The organism is Micromonospora endolithica, assembly GCF_003626595.1.
Classification (GTDB): Bacteria; Actinomycetota; Actinomycetes; order Mycobacteriales; family Micromonosporaceae; genus Micromonospora; species Micromonospora endolithica.
This window is the reverse complement of the sequence record NZ_RBAK01000005.1, coordinates 1-15,993: the sequence shown is the minus strand read 5'-3', so window position 1 is coordinate 15,993 and position 15,993 is coordinate 1. Positions and strand designations below refer to the sequence as shown.

Here is a 15,993-nt window from a genome sequence, read left to right as displayed (position 1 = left end):
CTGCTCGGGACGGTAGGTGGCGTGCCGGTCGCCGCTTGCGGACTTGGCCCATTACATGCGGTGTCCGCGGAGCGTAGTAGCGCGGCGGGGTCGGTGCCGATGCAGTGGGTGTCGGCGACGCCGACTGAGAACGACAGCGTGCAGTCGGCGGTATGTGGGAACCGGCATGGCGGTGACGCTGGTGTGAGCCATGGCAGCGCCGGCTGTGGTGATGCGGCAGGTCGCGAGCACGACGAACTCGCCGCCGCCCATCCGGCCGGCCAGCCATCCATGGGGCTGCGCACCCATGAATGGGGCGGGCGGCGAAAATGCGTTGGTCGCCGCAGCCGCGTGACGCGCTGTTCGCGAGAGGTCCGAACCGTGAGACGTCATGCTTCGAGTCGCGAATGAGATCACGAAACGGATGCGCCACTCGGGCGGATGTGCTAGTGCTCGCCGCTCGTGGCGGCGGCCCTGTTGGCCAGGGCAAGATGGTTCGGTCAAGGACGAAGCTTGAATCCTCCCGGCGGACCTGCATCCCGCGCGCCGTCAACCTCTCACCACTGCGACTGACCCGGGGATCATTCTGATGGTGTTGCCGGGGAGGTTTGGGGGAGTTGCCTGCGGGTCTGGTCGTGGTGCGTTCCGGGCGTTAGTCCGTTGAGTGGTTCGTGTAGCGGCAGTGTGGTGATGATTTGAGCGGCGTCGAGGTTTCGGGCGAGTCGTGTGACTGCGGGGGTGGGCAGGTGGTCGGCGTGTTGGGCGTTGACGGGTAGTTTCAGTGTGGCGGCGTCCAGGAAATGGCCGGCGCCGGCGGCGTGCAGGGTGGGGGCGACGCGGTTGGTGATGGCTGCGGCGTGTGTGGCGTGTCGGCGGGCACGGGCGCGGTGTAGTAGCGCGTTGATGCTGAAGCCGGTGTCGGCGACGACTGCGGCGGTGTAAAGCAGCACTCCGGCGTCGGCGGCGTGTTGGGCAGCGAGGGTGGCGGCGGCGGGGTCGGCGGGGCCGTCGGTGAGGATGAGCAGGACGTGGCCCCGGCTGGGGTGTCGTCCGTCGACTTGATAGACGTGGACCGCGTGGTGCGGTGTCATTGTCGGACTTCCTCTCCGCTGTGGGGCGGGGGCAGGTTCAGGCAGCTTTCGGTGTGGTCCTGGCTTGCTCGTCGTGCCACGGCATTGTTCGTCTGCGTCCCTGCGTGGTGCTTATCGTCTGAGGGTGAGTGCGACGCCGTCGTGCCGATCGAGGGTGCCGGCCCGGGTGAGGGCGACCCATCCGCCGCGCAGGAGGACCAGTTCGATGAGTTCGTCGACGGCGTCGTCGATGACGTCGGGGTGCTCGACATCGCTGGCGGGGGTGAGGGTGTCGCCGTCGTCGCTGAGGCGGGCGGGATAGAAGATGGTCTCATCGACGGCGAGCATCTCCGGGCGGTTGGTGCGCGCCGCGAGCCAGGCGGCTGGCATGCCGGAGGCGACCCGTTCGGCGCCGGCGCGCTGCTCGAGCAGGGCGAGTGCTTCGGCTTCTCGATGGCGTAGGTAGTCGTTGAGCGTCTGCCGGATGCGGGCGGTGAGGTCGTGCAGGGCGTTGGCGACGAGGTTGCCGCGGACGGTGCCGGCGAGACGGTCGCAGTTGACCGAAAGGTGCCGGAAGGCGGCTGTGACGCGGTCGTCGCCGACGATGACCAGCGGTGCCGGGTGCAGCCGGGTGTACGCGCCGAGGGCCTGGTCGACTCGCCGTAGGAAGTCGATATCGGGTCCGGTGCCCCGGGTCGATCGTCCGGGACGGTCGGCACGCCCGCCCCGGTCGCCGCGTGCTCGGGCGGCGTGGAGGGGGAAGGTGTGGGTGAGGGCGGGTAGGAGGTTGTCGGCGACGCCGTCGAAGAGTCGCGCCTGGCGGGTGTTGAGGGTGAGGACGAGGTGTCGTGGGGTGCGGTGTAGGGCACGGACGAGGTCGCGGGTGGCGAAGGTGGGGTCGACGACGGCGCGGTCGCGTACCGGTAGCGGCAGTCGGATGAGCGCGCTGGTGCTGGCGCTGGCGTAGACGGCCAGGGCGTGTCCGGCGGGGCCGGTTCGGGCCTGCTGGAGCAGTTCGTGCAGTCGCCGGATGGCCGGTGCTGCGGCGGCGGGTTGCAGTTCGGCGCGGACGCGGGTGACGGCCTGCTCAGCCAGCGCGTCGAGGCGCAGCGCATCGGCGTTGGCGAGGGTGGTCGCGGGTGTGGTGGTCAGCAGCAGCGAGATCGCCGGGTACTCGCGGATGGCCTGCAGAGCGGTGATCTGGCCGGCGGACGGGACGGTGATGGACGGCTGGCTGCGGGCGGTTTCGGTGCTCATGCCTTCGCCTGCGGTGCTGCGTGTTGTCATGGCTTCTCCTCAGGTGTCGCGCCATGCCTGCTGCATGAGCAGGCGGCGGGCGTTGTTCTCGTGGTCGGCGGTGACGGTGAGGTCGTAGCTGGCGGCGGCGAGGTGGCGGGTGGAGGTGAAGTCGCGGCGGCCGCGGGTGGCGGCGTGGGCGAGCGCTGCGGCGGTGGCGCCCCACGCCGCGCCGGCGGCGGTGGTGACGGGCAGGACCAGCCACCACGCCTGCGGGGTGAAGATTGACAGTAGGGCGCCGATGAGCACGCCGAGCCAGGCGCCGCTGGCCGCGCCGGCGGCCGCGGCCCGGGGTGTGGTCATCCGGCCGAGGACCGTTTCGACCAGCCGCAGGTCCGATCCGACGATCGTGGCGTGCTGGACGGGGAAGTCGTGGTCGGACAGGTAGTCCACGGCGTGTTGCGCGGCGGCGTAGGTGGGATAGGTACCGACGGTGGCGCGGGCGGTGGCGTCAGGGTCGGCGGGAAGCGGTAGCTGCGTCATGGGTGTGCTCCGTGCTCCGTGCTTAGCGGTGGGCGGGGGTGTTGGGGTCGTCGGCCGGTGCCGGCTGGCCGCGGGTGGCGGCGAGGCTCCAGGCGATGGAGACGGCGAGGGTGGCGACGATGACGCCGAGGGTGACCGGGATGGGCAGTTTCCCGACGGGGGTTTCGGAGAGGATGAGTTTGATGCCGGCGAAGGCGAGCAGGAACGCCAGGCCGTAGTGCAGGTGCACGAAGCGGCGCAGCAGGCCGGCGAGGCAGAAGTAGAGGCTGCGCAGGCCGAGGATCGCGAAGGCGTTGGCGGTCCAGACGATGAAGGTGCTGGTGGTGATCGCGAGGATCGCCGCGACGGAGTCGATGGCGAAGATCAGGTCGGTGGCCTCGACGGCGATGAGCACCACGAACAGCAGGGTCGCGACGCGTTTGCCGTCGATGCGGGTGAAGAACTTGTCGCCGTGGTAGCGGGCGTCGGTCGGGATGACCCTACGCACGAGGCGGACGATGATGTTGCGGTCGGGGTGCATCTCCGCGTCGTGCTTGAAGGCCATCTTGTAGCCGGTGTAGATGAGGAAGACACCGAAGACGTACGCGGTCCAGAAGAATGTTTCGAGGAGTTCCGCGCCGACGAAGATGAACACCAGCCGGAAGGCCAGAGCGCCGATGACGCCCCAGAACAGCACCTTGTGCTGCACCGACGCCGGCACCGCGAAGTAGGTGAAGATCAACGCGAAGACGAAGACGTTGTCCACCGACAGCGCCTTTTCGATCAGGTAGCCGGCGTAGTAGGTGCCGGCCACGTCACCGCCCTGCCACACCCACAACAACACCCCGAACGCCAGACCCGCGGCGATCCAGACCGCCGACCAGATGGCGGCCTCGCGGAAGCCGATGACGTGGTTGTCGCGGTGCAGGAACAGGTCAACCGCCAGCATGACGGCGATGGCCACCGTCAGGGCCACCCAGGCCCACCAGGGTGCGGACATATCCGGGAATCTCCCCTCGACCGGACCAGCGCGTGTGGCGCCGGTGTGCTGGTCGAAGGTCTCCCCGAACCGCCCTGTGGCGCGGCAGTCCGCGCGGCCGGGGCCCGGGTGGGTCCGTACTGACGGCCGACGCGTCCGGTAGGTGGGTACTCCCCCTCGAACTACGCACCATTATTCACGAAGACCAGTTCGCTTGTCTAGTGGGAGCCCAGATATCTACCGTCAGCGTGCCAGCTGTCCGGACAGCACCGACGAGGCGAGGAACCGACGCGCGAGGCCGTACCGGTGAAGTGACCTGCCACGGGAACGTGTCGCTCGCAGCACACGCCGATGATGTTGCAGACCTCTCGCTCGGCAACGATCGCCGAGGCCACCGGTCGGGCAACGATTTTCCTGTCGACCCTGTCCGCGGCCCTGATCGGCCTCGGCTTCGTCTCCGGCCAGAGCGACATCCGCGCCCCGTACCTGGCGGCGGTGATCCCCACCCTCATCCTGATCGGCTGGCTGACCTTCGTCCGGCTCGTCCAGAAAGATGGTCGAGAACTCCCCGAACCTGCAGCGCATCCAACGTATTCGCGGCTACTACCACGACCAGATGGCCCCCGGGCAGCCGTTCTTCGCCGATGCCGCCGCAGGCGGCCGCGATCCGATGGCCGCCCCGTAGCGCCTGACCGGCGCCCGACCCGGCCGCACCCAACTGCTCTATACCACCGCGGCGATGAGTGCGGCGATCACCGCCCTGCTGGTCGGGCTCGCCGTGACCCTCGTCGCGGTAACTGTCGCCTCCACCGTCGCGGCCGTGGCGTGCGGCACCGTCGCCACGGGTGTCGTCTTCACCGGCGAGATGTACTACGTCTACCGGTCGTCCTCACCCGATCCGCGTGGTTGACCGGTGGCCTCCATGACAGGCTCGCCGTCGTGACCGATACGTCGCGGCCTTTGGCTGTGCCGCGGCAGAACCCGCCCGCAATGCCCGTCGCCCGGGTCACAGCGATGACTTCGCCCGAGGGACCGGCGGGTGCCTATCCCGGAGAAACGACAGTAGGGCGGCGACCGCGACGAAGCCCAGTTCTGCGCCGGTGCGGGCTCGTAGCCGAGAGTGGCAAGCACCGCCGCAGCGCCTGATGGAAGCGAACGTCAGCAGGGCGCTTCGTCGCCTCGGCCCCTGCGACCAAGAGCCCCTAACGAAATGATGTTGGGCGTGTCCTCGGGACGGGAGGATCGTTCTGTCTGAACGTGAGGAGGGGTGAGCAGCCGCCGCGGGTCGTCTCGGACGATCGAGGGCCGAGATCGTCCCGCTGCTACCACCCCGACCGCCACGCAGGCGCAGGTTTCCGTTGGGCGGTGGCGGAATCGGCTGGGCCCTCGGTCGAGACGAGTAGAACGTGACCTTGACCGGGGCGGCGGTGTGCCAACCCGGTAGACATGAACCGCGGGTCCCGGCCCGCTGCTCATCGTTGATCTTCTTGAAGTTGTGCCAGGTGGTCGTTCGGTACGGCCAGGAGGACTACAGTCCGGGGTGCCCTAGCTGAAAAGGTGTGGTGGTCGTCGCCGGAGGGTGAGGCTGTCGCCACCAGGGCGGGCGGGGAGACGGGGGTTCGTCAACGGCGAGCATCTCGGGGCTGACTGGTGCAGGCGGCGAGACAGGCAGCGGGCATGCCAGATGCCCTGCGGTGGGCTCCGGGGCATTGCGCGAGCAGGGTAAGCGCGTCTCGGTCTCCCCCAGGTGTAGGTAGTTGAGGGTCCGGCGAAGACACCGCCAGGAGCACCGCCCGCCCGACAGTCCCGTGCCGCCGCGGCACCAAGACTACGAGCGACATCACCCCTAACGGGCAGTCATCGCCGCCGGCTGGCTGCCGGAATCCAAACATACGAAGCGCAATTCTTGCATTATGCTTCGTATTTGGCTTATCGTGAGTAGACATCCCTCGCAAGGAGGCAGGCCAATGCAACCAGTCAGTGACATCGACACCCCAGCGACGATCACCGTCATCTCCGGTAACGGCGTCGGCCCCGAGTGCGTCGCGGCCGCGGTGACGATCCTCGACGCGGCGGGTGCCAACATCGTGTGGGACGAGCAGCAGGCCGGCGAGGGCGTGTTCCGCCGGGGCGTGGCCTCCGGGGTGCCGGCCGAGACGATCGAATCGATCCGCCGTAACCGGGTTGTGCTCAAGGGCCCGCTGGGCACGCCGGTCGGGTACGGTGAGAAGTCCGCCAACGTCACCCTGCGCAAGTTGTTCGAGACCTACGCTAACGTCCGGCCGGTGCGGGAACTGCCCGGCGTGCACACCCCGTTCAGCGGTCGTGGCGTCGACCTGGTGGTAGTGCGCGAGAACGTCGAAGACCTGTACGCCGGTATCGAGCACATGCAAACCCCCAGCGTCGCCCAGTGCCTGAAGCTGATCAGCCGCACTGGCTGCGAGAAGATCGTCCGGTTCGCGTTCGAGCTGGCCCGCGCCGAAGGCCGGCACACCGTCACCTGCGCCACCAAGTCGAACATCATGAAACTCACCGAAGGCGAGCTGAAACGCACCTTCGAGCGGATCGCAGGCGAGTATCCCGATATCACCGCCCAACACATGATCGTGGATAACGCCGCCCACCAGTTGGTCAAGCGACCCGAGCAGTTCGATGTCATCGTCACCACGAACATGAACGGCGATATCCTGTCCGACCTCACCTCCGGGCTCGTCGGTGGCCTCGGCTTCGCCCCGAGCGCCAATATAGGCGCCGAAGTGGCGATCTTCGAAGCCGTACACGGCTCCGCCCCCAAATACGCCGGCACCAACCAGATCAACCCGAGCGCCGTGGTGCTGTCTGCGGTGGCCATGCTGCGCCACCTCGGCCGCTTCGAGGTCGCCGAACGCGTAGAACAAGCGCTCCTGGTTACACTTGAGGAAGGCGGGCTCACCGGCGACGTCGTCGGCTACGACAAGGGCCTCAGCACGAGCGACTACACCCGCCGCATCATCGCCAACCTTGGCCGCGCCCCCACCCGGACCAACGTCCGCGCACACCAGCCGATCCGCCTACCACGCCACTCCGCCACACAGGGCACCGCGCCGGTCGACCAGCGGATCGTCGGCACGGACATCTTCATCCAGTCCACCGCCCCCAGCTCTGCCATCGGACCGCGACTCGAGCGCCTCACCGACGGCAGCCCATTTCACCTCAAGATGATCTCCAACCGCGGCACGAGGGTGTATCCACCCACCGGCGCGATCACCGACGAGGTCGACCAGCACCGTTGCCGCTTCGTCCTGACCAACCCGCACACCACGTTGCACTGGCAGAACATCATTGACCTGCAACGCCGCATCGCCCACCACTTCGACATCTGCCACGTCGAACGGCTGCTCACCATCGACGGACAGCCCGGCTACACCCGCGCCCAGGGCGAAGACTGATGCGACTTTGCACCCCGCTCCGGCCGTGGCCGGCCTCGGCCACCCGCGACCGCCGACCGCCGACCGAGCTACCGATCGCCTCGATGGCCGGGTCTCGGGCCGACGCGGTCTTTCCGCCCGTGGATCTCCACCCGCTCCTGCCACCTGACCGCCAACGGGATTCTGCCGTCGACCGCCCGGCGGCACTGTTCGCCTGCTCCGACCCGCACGCGGACATCGACAGCCTCTTCACCGGAGCACAGCTGTACACGGTGCGCACCGCCGGCCTCGCCATCGGTCCGGCCGTGCTCGCAAGCCTTGAGTACGCCATCGAGCAGATGAACGCCGCGCTGGTGATCATCCTCGGCCACGACGTCTGCCGCCTACCCGGCAGCACACCCGACACCCGGATTCGCCACACGGCCGCGATGCTGCGGAAACGCTCGAATATCCTGACTACCGCAGTCTCAGCCCGGCGGTGCTACCTGGTCGGTCTGTGCTGGCAGGACAGGAGTGAGCTCATCCGACCCGTGACACTCGACGATACCCACCGCGCCAGCCACCGCTGAGACCGTCACTACGGATTGCACCGCTCGCACACACTCGGGTCGGCGCCGCCAGTACGCTCCGTCCGCGCGGTGTACGGGCACGACACGCAGCACCTGACCACCGTCGCCACCTGGTCCGTGGGACACCAGCAGGCCTCGCACGGCAGCCCCATCACCGTCTCGACACGACCGAATCCTGGCATCGCGCACGCCGGGCACGGCGTCGCCAGCCGTTCAGCCAGCCGGCGCCCGGCTGCGGCGATCACCCGCATCCGGCTCGGATTCACGTGCGCACGGAGATCCGCGCTGACCCTCACACGACCGTCAGCGCTCAACCGCGCGGCGTCGCGAACCGTGCTGATCAACTCACCGAGCCGGTGGACGCCCTTCACGGGCCGACCGCCGCCGGTAGCCGGCTGCACCGTCACGGCGTGCGACGGAAACCCACACCGCCGAAGAAACGCCAACAACGAGCCGAGATCACGTCCGTCGGTCACCACGTGACCGTGGTTCGTCTCCGCACTCAGAACCGACTCCACCACAGTCAAGCCCAACCGGTCATCGACGAAGGCGACGTACTCGACATCGGCAGCAAGCCACGGCGTACCGGGATACGGACCGAAGCTTCCCTCACTGGCCAGCCCGACCCGGCAGCCGGACGCCGCCATCCCCGCACGCGCCTTCCGGATCACGGTCTCCCGGGCCGAACCCGACCGGGGCACCTCCCCGGTGAACGTGCCGAACGAGTCGGTGTCGATCGCGGCCACCCGCAGACGTAAGCCGAGCCAGCGGGCAAACAACGGCCGAAGCGGCCACTGCTTGCCGTGCAGAGTGGCCAAGCTGGCCGGCACGTCATGCAACAGCGGCACCACCACCAGTTGACCATACCCAGAAAGAAGAGGAGCAATACGCGAAACACAGATCGTTGCTTCTCGTCCAGAGGCGACCGTCAAGGTCACCCACCAACTATCCTGATCCGATGCCCGAAACCGACACCCGACCCACGTGGACCTTCCTCAGCAACCACGGGCACCTGCTGCTGGCGCTGGCCCGAGACCCGGAAGCTCGCCTGCGCGACGCCGCCCAGGCGATCGGCATCACCGAACGCGCCGCGCAGAGCATCGTGTCCGACCTCGAAGCAGAGGGGTACCTGACCCGACAACGGGTCGGGCGCCGCAACCGATACACCATCAACCAAGATGGGCCCTTCCGCCACCCCGCCGAACGCGACCACTCCATCGGAGAACTCATCGCGATCTTCACAACACCGCAAGAATCCCACCAGTAAGGCCCTGGGCCTCGCCGTCACCGTCGCGCACCTACCGGCCCTCTTCGACTGATCACGGCAGCGCGGACCCCTAGTCGCCCGCGATCAACATCGTCGCACTACCACGAAGGTCGCGGGTCGCCGCCGCCGAAACCACCGGTTTGCCTTACCTTGCCGTCATCGATCTGTCGACAGACGCGACGCTTGATCGCTCTTGCGCCCATGCTGCGCTTCCTCGGCTAGGGAGTGTGTCGTTTTCCGTGTTTGGGCCTGTGGTGTGATCGAGGTTGTTAGATGGTGATCCGGTCGCCGTAGGTGAGGATCAGGGCGTTGAGGGCTTTGGCCCAACCGTAGACCCGGCCGGTGATGCTCCCACCAACCCGGCGATTCTGCTGGACGACGAGGTAGAGGATCTTCATGGCGGCTTGCTCGGTCGGGAAGTGCCCGCGGCGGCGGGCGGCTTGGCGAACCGGGCGTTGAGGCTCTCGATGATGTTGGTGGTGTAGAGGACCTTGCGGACCTCGTGGTCGTAGTCGAGGAAGGGCATGAACTGCGGCCAGGAGGTCCGCCAGAGCCGGATCGCGGCCGGGTACTGGCTGCCGAACTCGGCGGCGAACGTCTCGAACCGGGCCTCCGCTGCCGCGACGGTGGGGGCGGTAAAGATCTCCCGTAGCGCGGGGGTGATCTTCTGCCAGTCCTTGCGGTTGGTGTACCGCAGGCTGGCCGGCACCAAGTGGGCGACGCACTGTTGGTGCACCGCCTCTGGCCAGACCTGTTCGATGCGTCGATCATGCCTTGAGGCCGTCGGAGCAGACCATGAACCCCGTCCTCCATCCCGGTTACGGAGTTCGGTGAGGTAGCCGGCCCACTGCATGGTGGACGGCGAACGCGTTCGCAGTGCTCGGTCTGCACAGCCTGTACTTCGGTCTGGCAGTCCTGATCCGCCGCTCTCGCTACCTGCGACCCGCGCTGGCGGTGCTGCCGGTCCTCGCCGGGGTGGAGTTGATGCTGTCGGAGACGCCGGTGGGTCGTCCTCCGGTGGCGGTCGACCTCGGCGTCGTGGCGGTCGTCCTAGCCGCGGGCTTCGTTGGTTGCCTCCTGGCCGAGAGGCAGACACCCGCGCGTGGAGGTACCCGTCGGGGCGGGGCGCGTTCCGCCGAACGCCGTCACCGCCACACCTGACGGCGGCATGATGGCCCTCACGGGCATGACGTGCATCGCGGGCCCGGTCATGACCTGACGGGGGATGGCATGCAGGACGTCGCAGTGCAGCCGGTGCTCACCGGGGAGCGGGTGCCGGGGCTGGCCGAGGTGGTGTGGGACAACGCCGAGCAGGATCCGGAGGCGGTGCAGTTTCTCCGCCCGGACCCGGATCCGCGGTCTTGGCCCGTGCAGCGGGCCCGACGGGGGGCGGCTTCGCTGGTGAGTTGCGCGGCGTTCCGCGACGATGTCCACGCGCTCGCCCGCGGGTTTCTCGCCGCCGGCATCGAGCAGGGTGACCGGGTGGCACTGATTAGCCGCACGCGCTACGAGTGGACCCTGGTCGACTACGCCCTCTGGGCGGTCGGTGCGGCGACGGTGCCGATCTACGACACCGCCAGCGGCGAGCAGATCGAGTGGATCCTCGCCGGCTCCGGTGCGGTCGGCTGCGTGGTGGAGACCGCCGGACACGCGGCCACCGTCGCCGGGCTGCGCGAGCGTCTGCCCGCGCTGCGTGTGACGTGGCAGATCGACGCCGGTGGGCTGATCGCCCTGGCCGGGCAGGGAAGCAGCGTCGCCGACAGCGAGGTCGACGCGCGCCGCCGGCGGGTGGGCGGCGCGGATGTGGCCACGATCGTGTATACGAGTGGCACGACCGGCAGGCCGAAGGGCTGTGTGCTGACCCACCGCAACATCTTCTGTGACGTGACCGCTGCGGTGTCGGTGCTGCCGCAGCTGCTGCACACAGGGGCGTCGACGGTGCTGTTCTTGCCGCTGGCGCACGCGTTCGCCCGACTGATCCAGGTGGGGATGGTGCAGACGCGGGCGACGATGGTGCACAGCTCCGACATCGCCGGGGTCCTCGATCAGCTGCGCCAGCATCGGCCGACGTTCATCCTGGCGGTGCCGCGGGTGTTCGAGAAGATGCACAACCGGGCCCGGCAGAAGGCCGAGGACGCCCATCGCGGATGGCTGTTCACCGCTGCGGACCAGATCGCCGTACGTTACAGCCGCGCCCTGGATACACCACGGGGACCAGGGAGTCTGCTGCGGCTGGCGCACTCCTTGTTCGACGCGCTGGCCTACCGCAAGCTGCGGGCCGCTCTGGGCGGGCGGTGCCAGATGGCGATCGTCGGTGGGGCGCCGCTGGGTGAGCGTCTGGGGCACTTCTTCCGTGGAGCGGGCATCACGGTGCTGGAAGGCTACGGCCTGACCGAAACGTCGCCGGCGTTGACGGCGAACCTGCCCGACGCGCAGCGCATCGGAACCGTCGGCCGGCCCCTACCGGGCGTGCGGATCCGCGTCGCGGACGACGGCGAGATCCAGGTTGACGGGGACGTGGTGTTTCCCGGCTACTGGAACAACGCCGAGGCGACCCGTGCCACGTTCACCGACGACGGGTGGCTGCGCACCGGTGACCTCGGCAGCCTCGACCCCGACGGCTACCTGCGCCTCACCGGCCGCAAGAAGGAGATCATCGTGACCGCCGCGGGCAAGAACCTCGCCCCCGCACCGATCGAGGACGCCGTCCGCGCCCATCCGCTGATCAGCCAATGCATGCTCGTCGGCGACGGACGCCCCTACGTGGCCGCGCTGGTCACCATCGATCCGCAGGCCTGGCAGCGGTGGCGCACCGCCAACGGTCGCCCGGACGCCACCGTGGCCCAATTGCGGGACGACCCACAGTTATGCGCCGACATCCAGACTGCTGTGGACCGCGCCAACCGCACCGTGTCCAAAGCTGAACAGGTCAAGACCTTCCGCATCCTGCCTCGCGACCTCACCGAGGCCGACGGCGAACTCACCCCCACGCTGAAGGTCAAACGCGAGGTGGTCGCCGAGCGTTACGCCGCCGACATCGACATCCTCTACCGCGGCCACTGACAAGCAGCCCACCGATGCCAACCGCATCCGCGAGCCGGCATACGGCCCCGCATCCAACCAACCCACCGAAAGGCATCCAATCATGAACCGTTGGCGCCGCTCATCCCGCCGCCCGGTCACTGCCCGCCCCCTCCACCTGGCCTGCGCGGCGATCGCCGCCGCGGCCCTCGCCGCGGCAGCCCGCCACCGTCGGCGCACCCTGCCGCCCGCCGGCATCGAGGTACCACTGCCCGACCTGCACGATCTGCCCGGCGGCTACGAGCCCGCGTCACGGCAGCCGGTGTCCGCCACCGGACGCTCCAGCGGCGATGCCGGACCGGTCGTGCGCTGACAGGGGTGAAGCCCTTGGTCGGTGTGCGGCGCCTGGCCGAGCGGACGCCACCGGAGCGGGAACGGTTCGTCGACCTGCTGCGCGCGGTCGCCATCACCGCCGTCGTGCTCGGGCACTGGCTGGTCACCGTCGTCGGATACCAGGACGGGCAGTTGACCGGCCGTTCTGCGTTGCCGGACCTGCGGTGGGCGTACCCAATCACCTGGCTGGTGCAGGTCATGCCCATCTTCTTTCTCGTCGGCGGCTACGCCAACGCCGCCTCCCTCACCTCCGCCCGCCGCAAGGGCCAGCGCGCCGGGGACTGGCTGGTGCACCGCGCCGCCCGACTGGTACGCCCCACCACCGCCCTCGTGGCGGTTCTCGCCGCCGGCGCCGGCATCGCCCGCCTGCTGGAGGCCGACCCACAGCGAGTGCGGCTGGTCGTGTGGTTCGCCGCCATCCCGCTGTGGTTCCTCGCCGTCTACCTGATCGTGGTCACCCTCACTCCACTGATGTGGGTCCTGCACCGCCGCTACGGCGCCGCCGTACCCGTAGTCCTGCTTCTCCTCGTCGCCGCCGGGGATCTCGCCCGCCTGTCCGGGCAAGAGGCCTGGGGCAACGGCAGTTTCCTGTTCGGATGGCTGGCCATCCACCAGGTCGGCTTCTTCTGGCGCGACGGACGCCTCCCCACCCGGCCCCGCGTCCTGTGGGCCATGCTGGCCGGCGGTGCGGTCGTGCTGGTGGTGCTGACCGTGCCCGGGCCGTACCCGGTCAGCATGATCAACGTGCCGGGGGAACGGCTGCACAACATGTCCCCACCCAGCCTCGCCCTGCTCGCCCTCCTCACGGTGCAGCTCGCCGTCGCCCTGCTGACACGCCGCCGCGCCGAGCGGTGGCTGCACCGCACCCGACCCTGGATGGTGGTCATCGCGGTCAACGCGGTCATCCTCACCGTCTTCCTGTGGCACATCACCGCCGCGATCCTGCTCACCGCCGCCCTGCACACCCTCGACGTCCTGCCCACCCCCACCGCGGGCAGCGCAGCCTGGTTCGCGTGGCGGCTGCCCTGGCTGACCATGCTCACCACCGTCCTCGCCGTCCTGGTCGCCCTCTTTGGCCCCATCGAGATCCGCGGTGTCCGAACTCCACGCCACCGACCCCGCTGGCTACCCGCCCTCGCTGCCGGCGCGCTGGCCCGGCCAGCGCCCCGCCTGATGTTGGCCGTGACCGGTATGGCTGCGGTGTCCTTCGGGCTGCTCGATAACAGCCTCCTGCCCCGCACCCAACCCGCCCCCCTGGGCATCCCCACCATCGCCCTGTCCGCCTACGTCGTCGGCGCCCTCCTGCTACGAATCCTTCGCGCCGTACCACCAACCGAACCGGCTCACCGTAACGGCGGGCAGCCACCCTCACGACGACCACGGGAGAATCGATGACCACCATCCGCGCACCCATCGTCGTCGGCGTGGACGGCTCCGACGACGCACTCCCGCGCCGTCCGCTACGCCGCCCCCGAGGCCGCCTGGCGACATGCGCCCCTACGCATCGTCCACGCTTTCGTCTGACCCTGTTCCACGTGCCCCTCGATCCACCCGAACACGGCCCACCCGAGGCCGGACTGCGCAACCAGGCGGACGTGATCGTCGAGCATGCCGCCGACACTGCCGCGACGGCCCAGCCCGGCCTCGAGGTCACCGGCGTCGTCGTCACCGGCGCCCCCTCCAAGATGCTCACCGCCGAATCCCACACCGCCGACATGATCGTCATCGGCGCCCGCGGCCCCGGCAACTTCACCGGCCTGCTCATCGGCACCGTCGCCGGGCAGACCACCACCCATGCCACCTGCTCCGTCCTCATCGTCAAAGGCGACACCGACCGCACCGGCCCCGTCATCGTCGGCGTCGACGGCTCACCCACCAACGACCACGCCATCGGGTTCGCCTTCGGCGAAGCCTTCCAGCGTGCCGCGCCCCGGCGCGCCAACTACGCCTGGCAACCCGCCGGGGCATCAACGACGAACAACACCTGCGTGATGAACCCCGCATCCTCGCCGACGCCGACGCCGAACTCCTCGTCGTCGGCGCCCGCGGCCCGAGGCGGCTTTATCCTCCTCGGCTCCACCAGCCTCGCCCTGCTGCACCACGCGCCCTGCCCGGCCGCCATCGTCCACCACCTCATGCCCTGAACCCGGGCGCCCCGAGGTACGCAGTCGCAGGTAGCCGGCACCCCGGCCAGGCCACAGCACCCGCGCCGCTCCCTCAACTCATTCGCTCTGGAACTCATGCCCCGCCCACTGGCCAACCCGGCCACCGGCGGCGGGAAACCGGACAGGGACCAATGGCGGAGGGTCTGGTTCTCGGCGTCGCCTTCGGCGCCGGGGTCGCGGTCTTCAAGACGATGGACTATGCCGTGGCCGCATTAATCAACAGCCGCGGTGATATCCAGGCGTTGATGGAGATCCTGCTCGTCCGTGGACTGCTCTGTCCCGGCGTGCATGCCTCCTGGACGGGATTGACAGCAGCCGCGCTCTGGCGGGCTGGCGGAGCAGGTCCGTGGGTGGGTTCGTGTGTGCCTTCGCGGTAGCGGTCGGACTGCACGCGGTCTGGGACGGCATCCAAAAGCTTCTGGCGCAATGGGTCCTGTCACTGGTCAGCCTTGGCCTGCTGGCGGTGCTGGGCCGCCGCGCAGCGTCCCGCCAGACACCCACCCACTCAGTCGTCGCGCGCGACCGTAAGGGACACGCGCTGCCCCACAAAAGCCCGTCACGTCGGCGAGTACGGACCGGCCCAATGCGAGGGAGGTGGGCGTTGACGGTCGAGGCCGGGTGGGCCTGCGGCGAATCCGTCTGCGGTAACCCTTGCCAGGGTGCGGCGGCTCGACCTGGCAGGCTACTTGCTCGGGCACAGGGATGGTGCAGATGGCTTAGCGCAGCATGGCAGCCATCACCAACGAGGCGACACATGCGCAGATCACGACGACCACGACGAGCGCAGCACGGGTGAGCAGCAGCGCCGATGCCATGTCGCGCCCTCCGCGCGCTGGTGGCGTCCGACGCCGGATCGCCTGCGCAGCCTCGTGCGGTGGTGCTGGCAGCGACATGTGCGGCGATGAGCGTGCAGAGCGCGGCGTGGGCCGCGCGCAGCGCCGGTCGGACAACGGGGTCATCGGCGGCATGGTCTCCAGCCGGGACGCGCGGATCTGCTCCGGTGGGCGCCGGCGTCGTTGCCGGGGCAGTCCGCCGGTCATCCAGTGCCAGGCCGCTCCGGTGCCGCTGCCCGGGCCTGCTGGCGCGCCGACCGTCATCGTGCACTCCCTTCCAGCCGCGGCGGGCAGGCCTGCCACGCGCAGCCCGCCGTCCGAGTGATGATGATCCGACGTCGTCGACTCTGACAAGCGGCGTTCGCTGATCGTCCAGGGGGACGTTGTCGCGGCGCGGCGTCTTCGTCGCGCCAGCTTTCCGACACCAGGTTTGATGGTGTGTGTCCGTGGTTGGCGGGTGACGCGGGGCTGATGGTCGGGTCTGATTGGTGCGAGCCGGACCCAGACGGCTTTGTGGCCGTCGTGGAGGTCAGTGACGCCCCAGCTCTGGGC

General features: G+C 69.0%; 18 protein-coding genes. 10 read left to right on the top strand and 8 right to left on the bottom strand.

Annotated elements, in window-relative coordinates:
- Positions 1-560: 560 nt before the first annotated feature.
- From D7223_RS32795 to D7223_RS14475, 4 genes are all read right to left on the bottom strand, one after another.
- Positions 561-1,070 carry a hypothetical protein gene (locus tag D7223_RS32795; protein WP_158610892.1) on the bottom strand — a complete coding sequence of 170 codons (510 nt, stop codon included), beginning with the start codon at positions 1,068-1,070 and terminating at the stop codon, positions 561-563.
- A gap of 111 nt (positions 1,071-1,181) precedes the next feature.
- Positions 1,182-2,306 carry a baeRF3 domain-containing protein gene (locus D7223_RS14485; RefSeq protein ID WP_120728934.1) on the bottom strand — a complete coding sequence of 375 codons (1,125 nt, stop codon included), beginning with the start codon at positions 2,304-2,306 and terminating at the stop codon, positions 1,182-1,184.
- A 39-nt stretch (positions 2,307-2,345) separates the two neighbouring features.
- On the bottom strand, positions 2,346-2,828 hold the full coding sequence (locus tag D7223_RS14480) for a YflT domain-containing protein (RefSeq protein WP_120728933.1): 483 nt from the start codon (positions 2,826-2,828) through the stop codon (positions 2,346-2,348).
- Between the two features lie 22 nt (positions 2,829-2,850).
- On the bottom strand, positions 2,851-3,807 hold the full coding sequence (locus D7223_RS14475) for a TerC family protein (protein ID WP_120728932.1): 957 nt from the start codon (positions 3,805-3,807) through the stop codon (positions 2,851-2,853).
- Between the two features lie 532 nt (positions 3,808-4,339).
- Here D7223_RS14475 and D7223_RS33960 point away from each other — a divergent pair.
- The 4 genes from D7223_RS33960 (at position 4,340) to D7223_RS14465 (ending at position 7,762) form a co-directional block, all read left to right on the top strand.
- Positions 4,340-4,471 carry a hypothetical protein gene (locus D7223_RS33960; RefSeq protein WP_272948697.1) on the top strand — a complete coding sequence of 44 codons (132 nt, stop codon included), beginning with the start codon at positions 4,340-4,342 and terminating at the stop codon, positions 4,469-4,471.
- 54 nt (positions 4,472-4,525) lie between these two features.
- Entirely contained in the window at positions 4,526-4,696 is a 171-nt protein-coding gene (locus D7223_RS32790; protein WP_158610891.1) for a hypothetical protein, read from the top strand.
- A gap of 1,057 nt (positions 4,697-5,753) precedes the next feature.
- Positions 5,754-7,214: an NADP-dependent isocitrate dehydrogenase gene (locus tag D7223_RS14470; protein ID WP_120728931.1), complete on the top strand. Its 1,461-nt coding sequence runs from the start codon at positions 5,754-5,756 to the stop codon at positions 7,212-7,214.
- Positions 7,215-7,297: 83 nt separating this feature from the next.
- Positions 7,298-7,762, top strand: coding sequence for a carbonic anhydrase (locus D7223_RS14465; RefSeq protein WP_238161966.1), 465 nt, complete (start codon positions 7,298-7,300; stop codon positions 7,760-7,762).
- An 8-nt stretch (positions 7,763-7,770) separates the two neighbouring features.
- Here D7223_RS14465 and D7223_RS14460 read toward each other — a convergent pair whose 3' ends face one another.
- Positions 7,771-8,616 carry a DUF6671 family protein gene (locus D7223_RS14460; RefSeq protein ID WP_238161964.1) on the bottom strand — a complete coding sequence of 282 codons (846 nt, stop codon included), beginning with the start codon at positions 8,614-8,616 and terminating at the stop codon, positions 7,771-7,773.
- Positions 8,617-8,720: 104 nt separating this feature from the next.
- On the opposite strand from D7223_RS14460, the gene D7223_RS14455 reads away from it, so the two are divergent.
- Entirely contained in the window at positions 8,721-9,029 is a 309-nt protein-coding gene (locus D7223_RS14455; RefSeq protein ID WP_120728929.1) for a helix-turn-helix transcriptional regulator, read from the top strand.
- Between the two features lie 269 nt (positions 9,030-9,298).
- Here the strand turns inward: D7223_RS14455 and D7223_RS33955 are convergent, their stop codons facing one another.
- Positions 9,299-9,427, bottom strand: a complete 129-nt coding sequence (locus D7223_RS33955; RefSeq protein WP_272948696.1) for a hypothetical protein — start codon at positions 9,425-9,427, stop codon at positions 9,299-9,301.
- Positions 9,424-9,738: a transposase gene (locus D7223_RS33535; protein WP_238161963.1), complete on the bottom strand. Its 315-nt coding sequence runs from the start codon at positions 9,736-9,738 to the stop codon at positions 9,424-9,426. Before D7223_RS33535 ends, D7223_RS33955 begins: the two co-directional genes overlap by 4 nt.
- Positions 9,739-10,259: 521 nt before the next feature.
- Between D7223_RS33535 and D7223_RS14440 the strand changes: the two genes are divergently transcribed.
- The 5 genes from D7223_RS14440 (at position 10,260) to D7223_RS14420 (ending at position 14,985) form a co-directional block, all read left to right on the top strand.
- Entirely contained in the window at positions 10,260-12,092 is a 1,833-nt protein-coding gene (locus D7223_RS14440; protein ID WP_120728927.1) for an AMP-dependent synthetase/ligase, read from the top strand.
- 82 nt (positions 12,093-12,174) lie between these two features.
- Positions 12,175-12,423, top strand: coding sequence for a hypothetical protein (locus tag D7223_RS14435; protein WP_120728926.1), 249 nt, complete (start codon positions 12,175-12,177; stop codon positions 12,421-12,423).
- 14 nt (positions 12,424-12,437) lie between these two features.
- Positions 12,438-13,838 (top strand): acyltransferase family protein, encoded by a 1,401-nt coding sequence (locus D7223_RS14430; RefSeq protein ID WP_120729255.1) that lies wholly within the window; start codon positions 12,438-12,440, stop codon positions 13,836-13,838.
- Positions 13,835-14,587, top strand: coding sequence for a universal stress protein (locus tag D7223_RS14425; protein ID WP_120728925.1), 753 nt, complete (start codon positions 13,835-13,837; stop codon positions 14,585-14,587). Before D7223_RS14430 ends, D7223_RS14425 begins: the two co-directional genes overlap by 4 nt.
- Before the next feature lie 152 nt (positions 14,588-14,739).
- On the top strand, positions 14,740-14,985 hold the full coding sequence (locus tag D7223_RS14420) for a PrsW family glutamic-type intramembrane protease (protein ID WP_120728924.1): 246 nt from the start codon (positions 14,740-14,742) through the stop codon (positions 14,983-14,985).
- Positions 14,986-15,324: 339 nt separating this feature from the next.
- Here D7223_RS14420 and D7223_RS32485 read toward each other — a convergent pair whose 3' ends face one another.
- Positions 15,325-15,705 (bottom strand): hypothetical protein, encoded by a 381-nt coding sequence (locus tag D7223_RS32485; RefSeq protein ID WP_147442471.1) that lies wholly within the window; start codon positions 15,703-15,705, stop codon positions 15,325-15,327.
- Between the last annotated feature and the right edge of the window lie 288 nt (positions 15,706-15,993).

Coding starts and splice junctions, on each gene's coding strand:
- D7223_RS14480 (WP_120728933.1), bottom strand. CDS start 2,828: ATGACGCAGCTACCGCTTCCCGCCGACCCTGACGCCACCGCCCGCGCC.
- D7223_RS14435 (WP_120728926.1), top strand. CDS start 12,175: ATGAACCGTTGGCGCCGCTCATCCCGCCGCCCGGTCACTGCCCGCCCC.
- D7223_RS32485 (WP_147442471.1), bottom strand. CDS start 15,705: ATGACGGTCGGCGCGCCAGCAGGCCCGGGCAGCGGCACCGGAGCGGCC.
- D7223_RS32795 (WP_158610892.1), bottom strand. CDS start 1,070: ATGACACCGCACCACGCGGTCCACGTCTATCAAGTCGACGGACGACAC.
- D7223_RS14470 (WP_120728931.1), top strand. CDS start 5,754: ATGCAACCAGTCAGTGACATCGACACCCCAGCGACGATCACCGTCATC.
- D7223_RS14475 (WP_120728932.1), bottom strand. CDS start 3,807: ATGTCCGCACCCTGGTGGGCCTGGGTGGCCCTGACGGTGGCCATCGCC.
- D7223_RS32790 (WP_158610891.1), top strand. CDS start 4,526: ATGAGTGCGGCGATCACCGCCCTGCTGGTCGGGCTCGCCGTGACCCTC.
- D7223_RS14485 (WP_120728934.1), bottom strand. CDS start 2,306: ATGAGCACCGAAACCGCCCGCAGCCAGCCGTCCATCACCGTCCCGTCC.
- D7223_RS14440 (WP_120728927.1), top strand. CDS start 10,260: ATGCAGGACGTCGCAGTGCAGCCGGTGCTCACCGGGGAGCGGGTGCCG.
- D7223_RS14425 (WP_120728925.1), top strand. CDS start 13,835: ATGACCACCATCCGCGCACCCATCGTCGTCGGCGTGGACGGCTCCGAC.
- D7223_RS33955 (WP_272948696.1), bottom strand. CDS start 9,427: ATGAAGATCCTCTACCTCGTCGTCCAGCAGAATCGCCGGGTTGGTGGG.
- D7223_RS14420 (WP_120728924.1), top strand. CDS start 14,740: ATGGCGGAGGGTCTGGTTCTCGGCGTCGCCTTCGGCGCCGGGGTCGCG.
- D7223_RS14455 (WP_120728929.1), top strand. CDS start 8,721: ATGCCCGAAACCGACACCCGACCCACGTGGACCTTCCTCAGCAACCAC.
- D7223_RS14465 (WP_238161966.1), top strand. CDS start 7,298: ATGGCCGGGTCTCGGGCCGACGCGGTCTTTCCGCCCGTGGATCTCCAC.
- D7223_RS33960 (WP_272948697.1), top strand. CDS start 4,340: ATGGTCGAGAACTCCCCGAACCTGCAGCGCATCCAACGTATTCGCGGC.